Below are 12,253 nucleotides of genomic sequence, written 5' to 3'. Positions count from 1 at the left end.
CACGGCAATTTCGAAGAATGGTGTCGGCCTTGTCCTACCCCGGAACGGGTTTCGGCAGGACAATTTTCGGACGGCTCACCCCACCCCGGGCGAAGCGTATCGCAGGCAGAACCTACTTTGAGTAGAGGGCGGCGATATCGTCGGCGAATCTCTCCTGCACCACGTTGCGCTTGAGCTTCATCGTGGGCGTGAGTTCACCTGTCTCTTCGGTGAAGTCGACGGGCAGGACCCGGAACTTCTTGATCGCCTCGGCGTGCGACACCAGCTTGTTGGCCTCGGAAACGGCAGCATCGATCTCGGCGACCAAGTCGGCGTCGGTGGCGAGATCAGCGACGTTTGTGTCGGCGGGCTTGTCGTGGCGCTCGTTCCACGCAGGCACGGAGTCGGCGTCGATGGTGATCAAGGCGCCGATGAAGGGCTGCTGATCGCCCACCACGATGGCCTGGCTGATGAGGGGGTGGGCACGAAGCTGGTCTTCGAGCGGGGCGGGAGAGACGTTCTTGCCACCCGCTGTGACAATAATCTCCTTCTTGCGTCCCGTGATGGTGATGTAGCCGTCGGCGTCGACCGAGCCGAGATCGCCGGTGTGGAACCAGCCGTTCTCGAGCGACTCGGCGGTGGCGCTCTCATTGCGCCAGTACCCGTTGAAGACGACCGGGCCGGACAGCAGGATCTCGCCGTCTTCGGCGATTCGAACCGAGTTGCCCGACAACGGCTTACCGACTGTGCCGATCTTCTGCGCACCGATTGTGTTGACGGCGAACGCGGCCGACGTCTCTGTGAGGCCGTAGCCCTCGTAGATAGTGATGCCGATCCCGCGGAAGAAGTGACCCAGACGGGCGCCGAGGGGTGCCCCACCGGAGATCGCCAGTTGGCACTGGCCGCCGAGGGCGCTGCGTAGCTTCGAGAACACGAGCTTGTCGAACAGTGCGTGCTTGGCCTTGAGGACGAGCCCGGGGCCGCCCTTGTCCTGAGCCTCGCTCCAGGCGATCGCCGTTTCCGCGGCGGCGTCGAAGATCTTGCCCCTACCCTCGCCGTGCGCCTTGCTGCGCGCGCTGTTGTACACCTTCTCGAACACGCGCGGGACGGACAGGATGAAGCCGGGCCGGAACTCTCCGAACGTGGGGACGAGATTCGGGATGTCGCTGGTGTGGCCGAGCGTGGCGCCGGCGTCGAATGCCGCGATGCTCACCGCACGGGCGAGGACGTGCGCCATCGGCAAGAACATGAGGGTGTTCATTCCGGGGGTCTTCAGGACTGTGCCGAGGCTGGAGTCGAGGATGCCTTTGGACTCCGCAACGAGGTTCGCGTGGGTGAGTTGGCACCCCTTGGGCCTGCCGGTGGTGCCGGAGGTGTAGATGAGGGTGGCAGGATCGGCGGCCTTCAACGCCGCGACGCGGCCTTGTACCTCGGAGTCCGGCACATCGGCGCCCAGAGCAATGAATTCCGCAACTGCGCCGCGTCCTCCGTCGGCAGGTTCGATCTGGTGAACACCCCGCAAGGCCGGCGCCTCCTCGGCGACGGTCTCTACTGTGGCTGCGTGCGCGGCATTCTCGACGACGAGATGGATAGCGGCGGAATCCTCGAGGATCCAGCGGACCTGCTCGGCGGAAGATGTCTCGTAGATCGGAACAGTCACGCCGCCGGCCGCCCAGATGGCGAAATCGATCAGGGGCCACTCGTACCGAGTCGCCGACATCAGCGCGACACGGTCGCCCTGCTGCACACCGAGAGCGATCAGCCCCTTGGCCACCGCGGTGACCTCGAGCGCGAACTCGGCGGATGTGACATCGGACCAGCTTGCACCGATCTTGCGCTTGTACACGACCAGGTTCGGGTCGGCCGCTGCGTGGGCAAACACCGAGTCGACGGCGGAGGAGTCCTCCGCGACGGTGTACGACTGAGGTGCGCTGAACTCGGACACGAAAACCTCCGACACAGAAAATACTGACTAGTAGAATTGTTCGGTTCAACTCTAGACGGTTCTTCTCATGGTCCGTGTCCAGCCCGTCGGCTGGTGCGCAAGAGCGAGTCACCAGGGGTTTCGCGGAACCGGCGTGTGGGCGCCGAACGGTGATGTGTGAAGCTAGTTGCTGTGAGCAGCATTCAAGTTGCAGATCAGACGTTCATAGCGGCTCCGCCGCAGCGGGTCGCGGCGGCGATTGCCCCGCGCAGTCGCTGGCGCCGGTGGTGGCCCGATCTCACGCTTGCCGTCCGGGAGGATCGAGCCGAGAAGGGCATCCGCTGGACGGTCGAGGGTCCGCTCACCGGCACGATGGAGGTATGGCTCGAGCCCGTGATGGACGGGGTGGTCGTTCACTACTTCCTTCACGCCGAACCGGCGCCAACCGGCGGATCCCCGGATCTGGCCGTGTTGAACCGCCGTCGCCGTGTCGAGGGCAAGGTGATGTCTTTCGAGGTCAAGAAAGAACTCGAGGCGGGGCGCTTGGCCGGTGAACCACCTTCCTGATCCGGGTTGGTCACGCGGGAGCGGGAGCCCGGCATTGTGTCGGAGCCTGAAGATCGTGTGTGATAGTCGGGCGAGACACAGACAGATCAAGACAGAACCAACTCGAGACAGAATCAAATCAAGACACAGACAAATAAGGAACGGCAACCGCACAGCCCGGCGATCGTCGGGGTGGCCCGTCTGGTGAAAGGAAGCGTTCACTCCATGCCCGAGAGGACCAAGAGGTCGATCAGAATCGAGGCGCCACCCTCCCGGGTGATGGACGTGATCGCGGATTTCGATGCCTACCCGGCGTGGGTCAGCGCCGCAAAGTCGGTCGAAGTTGTCGAGTCCCGAGACGATGGCCGGGCGGCACGAGTCCGGTTCATGCTCGACGCCGGAATGGTGAAGGACACCTACGTCCTGCAGTACGACTGGGCGCCCGACGGGAAGTCAGTGAGCTGGGAACTCGTCTCGGGTGAGATCCAGAAATCGCAGTTCGGCACGTACGCGCTCGAGGAAACTGCCGACGGCGGCACCATCGTCACGTACGAACTCACTGTCGACCTCACTATCCCGATGATCGGATTGTTCAAACGCAAGGCCGAAAAGGTGATCACCGACACCGCGCTCAAAGAACTCAAGAAACGGGTAGAAAGCTGAACAGTGAGAACCGCCCCGGATCTGCCAGGGTCCAATTCTTTGTAGGGAAGGGGGGTGTGGGGAAGACGACCCTGGCCGCCGCGACAGCGCAGGCGGCTGCGGACCGTGGCACCAGGACGCTCCTCGTTTCGCTCGACCAGGCCCATTCCGTCGCCGATGTTCTCGGGATGAGCGGCGCCAGGGGAGTCGTGCCGGTGAGCGAGACTCTCGACGTCATCGAACTGGACACGCTCTCGTTGCTGGAAGCGCGATTCCGCAGTCTGGCAGCAGTTCTCGCCGCCGTCGGCGCTCACGACCACGGCGGGCAGTTGTCGGTGCCGCAGCCCGAGGAGCTGACCGGTTTGCCTGGTGTGCAGGACGTGCTCGGACTCCGTGAGATCGTTCGGTTCGCGACCGAGGGCGACTACGACGCCGTTGTGGTCGACTGTCCTGCTACTGCGGACTGTTTGCGGACACTCGCCGCGCCGACGATGGCGCTCGACTACATCGAGCGGGTATGGCCTCAGCATCGCCGCCTGACCACGGCAGTGGGGTCCGACCCTCGACTGGTCATGCTGGTGACCCTGATCGAACAGGTAGTGTCTGCTGTCGGCGAGGTTCGCGAACTGCTTGCCGACCGCTCTAGAACCACCGTGCGACTGGTGACGACACCGGAGCGTATGGTGCTGACCGAAACCCGGCGGACAGTTGCGGTCGCGGCTCTGTCCGGGCTGCGCATCGACGCGATTCTCGTGAACAAACTTCTACCGCAATTTGATTCACCGCCAGATCATGCCGATCCCGGTGTGGCGTGGTTGATCAGGCGGCGGGCGCTCGAGCAGAGGGTGCTCTCGGAACTGGAGGCCTGCGCCGGCGGCATCACGATCCTCTCGGTGACCCAGTCGGTCACCGAGCCGGTAGGGTTGGCCGATCTTGGCAGTATCGCCCGGGAGTTGTACGGCGACACCGTGGACGCGGTTGCGGTGTTGGGAAAGAACCCACCCGCAGTACGGGTGGGGTTGGAATCAGGAGCGGGTGTGGATTCGGTGTACACGATGCGGATGCATCTACCTCTCGTGAATCCGTCGACGTTGACGTTGGGGCGAGTGGAGGACGACTTGATAGTGGGGGCCGAAGGGGTGCGCCGTCGTCTCCGCCTCGCATCGGTCCTGCGCCGGTGCGTAGTGGCCGATGCGGAACTCGACGGTGCAGACCTCGTCGTGCGTTTCACGCCCGATCCGCAGGTGTGGCCGGTATGACTGACGACCACGCACAGGTGATGGAGGAACTTCGGCTCCTCGTCGAGGCCGCACTGGACCGTATCGAGCCGATCGTGCAGCGCATCGTGACCACGCATACACCGGAGGGGGCCGAAGCAACGTCTTCGGAGGCCGGCCAATGGTCTGGATGCTCCTGGTGCCCGGTGTGCGCTCTCGCGGCGATGATCCGCGGTGAGCAGCACGACCTTGTGACATTGCTTGCAAGCCAGGCATCAATTTTGATCGCGATGTTGCGGCAGATTCTCGACGAGCACAGTGCCAGTGGCGCGACCGGGCCCGATGCGATGCGCCCCGGCACGACAGGATCTGAGGCCTCGGGGTGGGGCGGTGCCGGAGACTCGAGGTCCGGTGCGGAGGAGGGCGCTTCCGACGCCGAACGGGCCGGCGGTTCGGCTTTCGTCCCGATCTCGGTCACCATCAAGACCTGAGATCAGGTCATTGCCGCTCTGGTGCACGCCTGCGATCGAGCTTCGGCACAATCGTCTCCATGGGTACAGCCGCAAGTAGCGCGACGGACGGCAGTTCGGCACTGACTATCGGCGTCGATGTGGGTGGAACGAGCATCAGGGCTTCGGTGGTCGATTCGTCGGGTGAGGTGCTGGATTCGCTCCAGTCGCCGACGCCGACATCAGCGTCCGCTCTCGAGAATGGTCTCGACCGTGCGGTGCGCGAGTTGGCTGGACGGCACGATGTTGCCGCGGTTGGCTTGGCGGTCGCCGGGTTCGTCACACCGGACCGCACCACGGTACGGTTTGCGCCGCACCTGCCCTGGGTGGGTGCACCGGTGGGCCGCGACCTCGGAGAGCGATTGGGCCTTCCGGTAATTCTCGAACACGACGTCAACGCTGCCGCGTGGGCCGAGCACCGATTCGGTGCGGCGGCTGGTGGTCGGAACGTGTTGATGCTCGCCATCGGCACCGGGATCGGAGCGGCCTTGCTCGCGGACGGGCACTTGTACCGCGGCACTCACGGTGTCGCGCCCGAACTCGGCCACATTCAGGTCGTTCCCGACGGTCGTCCCTGCGCCTGTGGCAAACGTGGCTGCTGGGAGAGGTATTGCAGCGGGACCGCGCTCGTCGACACTGCGATCGAGCTATTGGCGGCCGACCCGACAACCTCGACGCTCCTCGCCCGGGAGGTTGCGGTCGATCCGGGCGGGCTGACCGGGCGGCGGATAGGCGGCGCCGCGCACGACGGAGATCCGCTGGCGCTCGAGACCATGCGGGAATTCGCCCGATGGCTGGGTGTCGGACTGGCTCTGATCGGCGATGTGTACGACCCGGATCTCGTAGTGATCGCTGGTGGTGTCGCGAGTTCGTCGCCGCTGTTCATCGACGAAGCCCGCGAGCACTATGCCGCGCTGGCGACCGGGGCCGGGCATCGGCCACTGGCACGCATCCGACAGACCCAGTTGGGGGAGGCGGCGGGGATGATCGGAGCGGCCGAACTCGCCCGCGCGGTTATACCTGATCGAGTAAGTTGATGCCGGCTATCGAACCCCACAGGGCGCTGTCGCAGCGGGGGAGCATTGGCGTGTGTAGCGGCCCTCATTCACCCGAAGTAGAGTCGAGCCGAGCGAGGCTTGGGTTGTGAACGGGAGGGACGGAATGTTCTATTGGCTTTTCAAGTACGTGCTACTGGGGCCGCTGCTGTGGGTACTGGGCCGCCCGAAGGTGGAGGGCACCGAGAACATTCCATCCGAAGGCGGAGCCATCCTGGCGAGTAACCATCAGGCGGTTCTGGATTCGTTCTTTCTGCCGTTGCGGGTATCGCGGAGGATCACGTTCCTCGCCAAGCAGGAGTATTTCACCGGTACCGGAATCAAGGGTGCATTCCAGCGCTGGTTCTTCTCGGTGGTCGGCCAGGTGCCGATCGACCGCACGGGCGCCGACGCGGCCCAGGACGCGTTGAACGCGGGCCTTCGAGTCTTGGAGGATGGCAAACTACTCGGAATCTATCCAGAGGGCACTCGCTCACCCGACGGTCGCCTGTACAAGGGCAAGACCGGTCTCGCGCGCATGGCACTCGAGTCCGGTGCGAAGGTCATTCCCGTCGCAATGATCGGAACTGAGAAGGTCAACCCGATCGGCTCGAGGGTGTGGCGTCCGGCGAAGGTCACCATCCGTATCGGAAAGCCGATCGACTTCTCCCGTTTCGAGGGTATGAGCGGCAACCGTTTCGTCGAGCGTGCGGTTACCGACGAGGTCATGTACGCGCTGATGAAATTGTCCGGCCAGGAATACGTCGACATCTATGCGGCGACGGCCAAGAAGATGGTGCCCGTGGCAGGGGGTGCGTCGGCCACAGTATCCGATGCGGCCCCGGTGTCCGATGCTGCCGACGTCACCCGCTTGCCGGACACACGGGCGAGCTGAGACAGCGGTCCGTCAGTCGAGTCGTCTCTCAGCCGACACGTACGGTCCGATCGGCGAAGCTCTCCGGTCGGTTGTCGTCGCTGGGCTGCGGCGGTCGGGTACGGAACACGAAGATCGTGACGAGTAGGGCGGCCAGCGCCCACCACACGTACGACGACACCAGGAACTGGTCCCACAGATTCCAATGGGTGCCATCCGCCCGGCCCACTCCGAGTTTCCATTGGGCGGCCAATGTGAAGACGACGAGACCGGCCAGCGTGGTGGCGGACAGGGCGATGCTTCGACGCCGGTACGCGAGGGTCCCGAGAACGAGGACGATCGGCGACACCCACACCCAATGGTGCGACCAGGACACCGGTGACACCAGCAGACCCAGGATCGCGTTGAGTCCTAGGGCCAGTGCCGTTTGACCCGACTCGAGTGCGCGGATCATCGCGATCAGTGTGAGCGCGAGAACCGCGGCGCACAGTAGCAGCCAGATCGGCAAGCGATCAGAGTCACTCAGCCCGAGCCGAGCCAGTACACCGGTGATGCTCTGATTCGCGGGGTAGGCCGGGGTGCCGATCCGGTGTGAGTCGAAGAGGGTCTGCGTCCAGTACGTGACAGAGTCTCTCCACGTCACCATCGCGCCCAGCGCGCCGAACAAGACGAAACTGATCGCGGTCACTACCGCCGCCCGAAAGTCTTTGCGCACCAACAGGTATAGAACGAATATGGCAGGGGTCAGCTTGATCGCGGCGGCCAGGCCGATCAGCATGCCCCTCGGCCACGGCGTCCGCTCCAGGAGGCAGTCCGCGACCACCAGAACCATCAGGGCGATGTTGATCTGTCCGTAGTCCAGAGTCGAGTACACCGGCTCGAGCGTCATGGAGACCACGAGCGCCCCGAGGGCCCCCCATACCAGGGTCTTGCGGGGGGCGATGCCGAGTGAGTCGAGGGTGATGGAAAGCACGCCGAGTAGAGCGATCAACGACAATGTGGTCACGACCGTCCCGGCAGTCGCCAGCGACATCATCGACAATGGGCTGAAGATCATCGCGGCCAACGGGGGGTAGGTGAACGGCAGGAAGCTCCCCATCTGGATAGGGGGCATCGACCCGTAGAGAGTCGAACCCTGCAGGAATACGGAACCTCCGAGGCGGTAGACGTCCAGATCGATGCGGTAGTAGTGGCCGAACTCCCGGAAACCAGGCAGGCCCAGCAGATTGTAGGCGAGGCCGACGACAAGACCGCCGAGGACGACGACCCGGAATGCGAACCACCCGATACGGCGGCGGGGCGCCTGCGGTACATCTACGGGGATGTCGGGCAGTCGACCATCCGAGGTCAGACGCACCAATGCCTCCTTGGCGGGTAGGGGGTTCCTGTTGACGCGGCCCGGTTGGGCATAGTCTACGGACGTGCGTTACTTCTATGACTGCGAATTCATCGAGAACGGTCGAATCATCGACCTGGTATCGATTGGGGTGGTCGCTGAGGATGGTCGTGAGTTCTATGCTGTGTCAACCGAGTTCGACCCCGAGCGGGCGGGCAAATGGGTCCGCAGAAACGTGCTGTCGAAGCTTCCGCAGCCGTCGTCGCCACTCTGGAAGAGTCGCGCCCGCATCCGTGACGACCTCTACGCTTTCCTGATTCCCCGACCCGGCGTCGTCCCGGAACTATGGGCTTGGGTGGCGGCCTACGACCACGTCGCCCTGTGCCAGCTCTGGGGTGACATGACCGAACTGCCGCAGACGCTGCCCCGGTACACGCACGAACTCCGGCAGTACTGGGAGGAAAACGGCAGCCCCGCTCTTCCGCCTGTCCCGGATGACGCGCACGACGCCCTGGCGGACGCCCGGCACAACCTTGCCAAGTTCGAGGCGGTACAGGCGGCGCGGTCGCTCCGGTGACCTGGCTCGACCGGGCCGGTCGCACTTTTGCCGGTTGAGCGAATACCCTGTAGGGGTGAATTGGACCGTCGACGTGCCGATCGATCGCTTGCCCCAACTCCCGCCGCTGCCCAGCGCGATGCGAGAGCAACTCGACGCTGCGCTGGCCAAACCCGCCGAGCAGCAGCCGCAATGGCCCGAAGGCCACGCTGCCGCCATGCGGACGGTCCTCGAGAGCGTCCCACCGATTACGGTGGCCAGCGAGGTCGTGGCCCTGCAATCCAAGCTGGCTCAGGTGGCGCGCGGAGAAGCGTTCCTGCTTCAGGGTGGTGATTGCGCCGAGACATTCGCAGACAACACCGAGCCGCATATCAAGGGCAATATCCGCACTCTGCTGCAGATGGCCGTCGTACTGACCTACGGAGCGAGCTTGCCCGTCGTCAAGGTCGCGCGCATCGCGGGCCAGTACGCCAAGCCGCGGTCATCGAATGTGGACGCGCTTGGCTTGCCGTCGTACCGCGGCGACATGATCAACTCGCTTGTTGCCGACGAGGCGGTCCGCACCCACGACCCCTCTCGGCTCGTCAGGGCGTACGCGAACGCGAGCGCTGCGATGAACCTGGTCCGTGCGCTTACCGGTGCCGGGATGGCCGATCTGCACAGGGTGCACGACTGGAACCGTGAATTCGTCTCGTCCTCGCCGGCGGGCGCCCGCTACGAGGCAATCGCGGCGGAGATCGACCGGGGTTTGCAGTTCATGAATGCGTGCGGTGTCTCCGATCCCAGCCTGAAGCACGCACAGATCTTCGCCAGCCACGAGGCACTCGTCCTCGACTACGAACGCGCGATGCTGCGACTGGACCAAGACGGCGACCATCCGAAGCTGTATGACCTGTCGGCTCATTTCCTGTGGATCGGGGACCGTACGCGCCAGCTGGACGGTGCGCATATAGCCTTCGCCGAGCTCCTGTCGAATCCGATCGGTTTGAAGATCGGTCCGACTACGACACCGGAGATGGCGGTCGAATACGTCGAGCGCCTCGACCCGACCAACTTGCCTGGCCGGTTGACCTTGATCTCTCGCATGGGCAACAGCAAGGTCCGTGACGTGCTGCCGCCCATCATCGAGAAGGTTCAGGCCACTGGGCACCAGGTGATCTGGCAGTGCGACCCGATGCACGGCAACACGCACGAGGCGTCAACCGGCTACAAGACCCGGCACTTCGACCGGATCGTCGACGAGGTCCAGGGATTCTTCGAGGTTCACAACCGGCTCGGCACCTACCCCGGCGGGATCCACGTCGAACTCACCGGCGAGGACGTCACCGAATGCCTCGGTGGTGCACAGGACATTTCCGACGTTGATCTGTCCGGACGCTACGAAACCGCGTGCGACCCCAGGCTGAACACGCAGCAGTCGCTGGAACTCGCTTTTCTCGTTGCGGAGATGCTGCGCGGCTGATGCCGAACTACGAGAACTCCTCAGTGCCCTGCTCCCGCGGGGTCAGGGCACTGAGACCAGCGTGACCGTGCTTCCCGGCTTCACCAGGTCGCCGCTGCCTGGATTCTGACTGATGACCAGTGAACGATCGGTGTCTGCCACCTGACGCACCCTCACCTCGAGTCCGAGCCGAGACAGTTCCTCACGTGCAGACCCGGTGTTCTGTCCGATCAGCATCGGGATCCGCACGGCATCGGACAAGGCCAACGTGACACTGGTACCTGCGTTGACCCGACTACCGGCCGCCGGATCGGTAGTGATCGCGTTCCCGCCTTCGATCCTCGGGTCGAACTCGGTTGTGGTGTCTCGGACGATGATGCCGACCGCCTCGAGCGCGGTGCGCGCTTCCGCTTCCGACATGCCCTTGACGTCGGGGATGTCAACTGGTGGAGCACCTTTGCTGACGATTACTTTGACCTGTGAACCGGTCGTAAGTTCAGTTCCGGGCGGCGGGTCCAATGCGGCCACCGCACCGACCGGAGCATTCGTGCTGAATGCCTGACCACCATCTACCGGGGTGAAAGTACGGTCGCGGAGTTCCTGCTCGATCGAGCCAAGCGCAGCATCGGCAGGTAGCGTCGGCACCGTTGGCCTACCGAGGGAGACGAGTAGATCCACCGTCCCGTCGCGGGAAATTCGTGAACCTGATGCCGGATCGGTCCCCAGAACCGTGTCGGCGGCCGCGTCGTCCGAGTACTGACCCCGGATTTGTGTTGTGAGTCCAGCGGACTCGATGGCGGCAACGGCGGCCTCGCGGTCCAAGCCGTCGATGGATGGGACGGCGGTGTACCGGCCCGAGCCCATCCACCAGCCCCCGATCCCCACCGCCACGGTGAGTATCAAGATGATGAACAGCCACACGATCGTCGTGCGCCGGGACCGTTGGCGTTGGGCGGCGAAGTCTGCGTAGGGGTGCCTGTCGTCGGATTCCCCGGAGGGCGCGAACTCGTCATGACCGTCGACTGGGGGGCGTGGCGTTGCGGTGGTGACGAGCTTCGTGTGCTGAACGCCAGGCTGTTCGGGCACCTCGTTGGGGGGTGGTGTCGGCTGGCGTGCTGGTGGGGGGTGCGGCGAGGGTGCGGGCGGGAGGTGAACCGTGGCGGATGAGGCCGGGTTGGGTGATGCGGCCGGGGCAGCCGCTGCCGCTGCGAGGTGCTGTGCGGAGCGCCGCGGGGCCGGAACCCGGTATGCGGGTAGGTCCAGTGCGGTTGCGATGCTCCGCAGCGCCGTCCCCATCTGCTCAGCGTTGGCGAAACGGTGGGACGGTTCGCGGTGGGTGGCCTCGGCGACCAATTCGTCGAATTCGGGCGGGACGCCGGCAATGAACGAACCGGGCAGGGGGACGTCCTGGTTGATCCGCTGGTAGGCGATGGACAGGGATGTGTCACCGGTGAACGGGGTGCGTCCAGTGAGGAGTTCGAACAGCAGAACCCCGGTGGAGTAGACGTCGCTGCGGGTGTCCGCGACCCCGGAGGTCACCTGCTCGGGAGACAGGTACGCGGCGGTGCCGAGGATCACACTGCTCGATGTCGTGTTCGATGCGGCCGCGGCGCGCACCAGGCCGAAGTCAGCGATCTTCACCTCGCCGCCGTCGGAGATCAGGATGTTCTCGGGTTTGACGTCCCGATGCACCAGCCCGGCCCGGTGTGCGACGGCAAGAGCGTCGAGAACAGGACCCGCGACCGCGGCAACGGCGTGCGGGGGCATCGGCCCGCGTTCACGCAGGAGTTCGCGAAGCGTTCCACCGTCGACCAGTTCCATCACAAGGAACACGTGGCCACGGTCGTGGCCCTGGTCGTAGACGGCGACCAGGGACGGGTGCCCTAGTCGTGCCACCGAGCGGGCCTCGAACTCGAACCGAGTCAGAAACGCTGGATCGACGGCGAACTGCGGATCCATGACTTTGATGGCCACCGGACGGTCGAGGCGCGTGTCGAGCCCCCTGTAGACGGTGGACATACCACCACGCGCAATCACGGCATCCACCCGATAACGTCTGTCGAGTAGTTCGCCGATCAAGCCTTGACCTCCATGGTGCACGTGTCCAAACCCCCGTGTGTGTGCTGGACCCGGTTCGCGGGCCTCTCAATCGTAGCCAGGTACACCGACCGGTAGCGCCATCCGGGAAGGAACCG

11 protein-coding genes are annotated in these 12,253 nt (G+C 64.5%); 8 read left to right on the top strand and 3 right to left on the bottom strand.

The window, feature by feature from the left end:
• Positions 1-112 precede the first annotated feature (112 nt).
• The gene (locus BFN03_RS09670; RefSeq protein ID WP_070380783.1) at positions 113-1,924 is read right to left on the bottom strand and encodes an AMP-dependent synthetase/ligase; all 1,812 of its coding nucleotides are present in this window, start codon (positions 1,922-1,924) and stop codon (positions 113-115) included.
• A gap of 171 nt (positions 1,925-2,095) precedes the next feature.
• On the opposite strand from BFN03_RS09670, the gene BFN03_RS09665 reads away from it, so the two are divergent.
• From BFN03_RS09665 to BFN03_RS09640, 6 genes are all read left to right on the top strand, one after another.
• Positions 2,096-2,470: a polyketide cyclase / dehydrase and lipid transport gene (locus BFN03_RS09665; RefSeq protein ID WP_070378834.1), complete on the top strand. Its 375-nt coding sequence runs from the start codon at positions 2,096-2,098 to the stop codon at positions 2,468-2,470.
• Between the two features lie 204 nt (positions 2,471-2,674).
• Complete coding sequence (locus BFN03_RS09660; protein ID WP_070378833.1) at positions 2,675-3,112, top strand: SRPBCC family protein; 438 nt, start codon at positions 2,675-2,677, stop codon at positions 3,110-3,112.
• Positions 3,109-4,350 (top strand): ArsA family ATPase, encoded by a 1,242-nt coding sequence (locus BFN03_RS09655; protein WP_084385566.1) that lies wholly within the window; start codon positions 3,109-3,111, stop codon positions 4,348-4,350. The genes BFN03_RS09660 and BFN03_RS09655 overlap by 4 nt, the downstream gene beginning before the upstream one ends.
• The gene (locus BFN03_RS09650) at positions 4,347-4,799 is read left to right on the top strand and encodes a hypothetical protein (RefSeq protein WP_070378832.1); all 453 of its coding nucleotides are present in this window, start codon (positions 4,347-4,349) and stop codon (positions 4,797-4,799) included. Before BFN03_RS09655 ends, BFN03_RS09650 begins: the two co-directional genes overlap by 4 nt.
• Before the next feature lie 59 nt (positions 4,800-4,858).
• Positions 4,859-5,854 carry an ROK family protein gene (locus BFN03_RS09645; protein WP_070378831.1) on the top strand — a complete coding sequence of 332 codons (996 nt, stop codon included), beginning with the start codon at positions 4,859-4,861 and terminating at the stop codon, positions 5,852-5,854.
• A gap of 124 nt (positions 5,855-5,978) precedes the next feature.
• Positions 5,979-6,746: a lysophospholipid acyltransferase family protein gene (locus BFN03_RS09640; RefSeq protein ID WP_070380781.1), complete on the top strand. Its 768-nt coding sequence runs from the start codon at positions 5,979-5,981 to the stop codon at positions 6,744-6,746.
• 28 nt (positions 6,747-6,774) lie between these two features.
• Here BFN03_RS09640 and BFN03_RS09635 read toward each other — a convergent pair whose 3' ends face one another.
• On the bottom strand, positions 6,775-8,082 hold the full coding sequence (locus BFN03_RS09635; RefSeq protein WP_070378830.1) for a glycosyltransferase 87 family protein: 1,308 nt from the start codon (positions 8,080-8,082) through the stop codon (positions 6,775-6,777).
• A 64-nt stretch (positions 8,083-8,146) separates the two neighbouring features.
• On the opposite strand from BFN03_RS09635, the gene BFN03_RS09630 reads away from it, so the two are divergent.
• The gene (locus BFN03_RS09630; protein ID WP_070378829.1) at positions 8,147-8,638 is read left to right on the top strand and encodes a polyadenylate-specific 3'-exoribonuclease AS; all 492 of its coding nucleotides are present in this window, start codon (positions 8,147-8,149) and stop codon (positions 8,636-8,638) included.
• A 55-nt stretch (positions 8,639-8,693) separates the two neighbouring features.
• On the top strand, positions 8,694-10,079 hold the full coding sequence (locus tag BFN03_RS09625; protein ID WP_070378828.1) for a class II 3-deoxy-7-phosphoheptulonate synthase: 1,386 nt from the start codon (positions 8,694-8,696) through the stop codon (positions 10,077-10,079).
• A 42-nt stretch (positions 10,080-10,121) separates the two neighbouring features.
• On the opposite strand, the gene pknB is transcribed toward BFN03_RS09625, so the two are convergent.
• Positions 10,122-12,158: a Stk1 family PASTA domain-containing Ser/Thr kinase gene (pknB, locus tag BFN03_RS09620; RefSeq protein ID WP_232320479.1), complete on the bottom strand. Its 2,037-nt coding sequence runs from the start codon at positions 12,156-12,158 to the stop codon at positions 10,122-10,124.
• Positions 12,159-12,253 lie beyond the last annotated feature (95 nt).

Origin of the sequence: Rhodococcus sp. WMMA185 (genome assembly GCF_001767395.1) — a bacterium.
GTDB lineage: Bacteria > Actinomycetota > Actinomycetes > Mycobacteriales > Mycobacteriaceae > Rhodococcus_F.
This window is presented reverse-complemented; position numbering and strand designations above follow the sequence as displayed.

Coding starts and splice junctions, on each gene's coding strand:
- BFN03_RS09660 (WP_070378833.1), top strand. CDS start 2,675: ATGCCCGAGAGGACCAAGAGGTCGATCAGAATCGAGGCGCCACCCTCC.
- BFN03_RS09650 (WP_070378832.1), top strand. CDS start 4,347: ATGACTGACGACCACGCACAGGTGATGGAGGAACTTCGGCTCCTCGTC.
- BFN03_RS09645 (WP_070378831.1), top strand. CDS start 4,859: ATGGGTACAGCCGCAAGTAGCGCGACGGACGGCAGTTCGGCACTGACT.
- BFN03_RS09640 (WP_070380781.1), top strand. CDS start 5,979: ATGTTCTATTGGCTTTTCAAGTACGTGCTACTGGGGCCGCTGCTGTGG.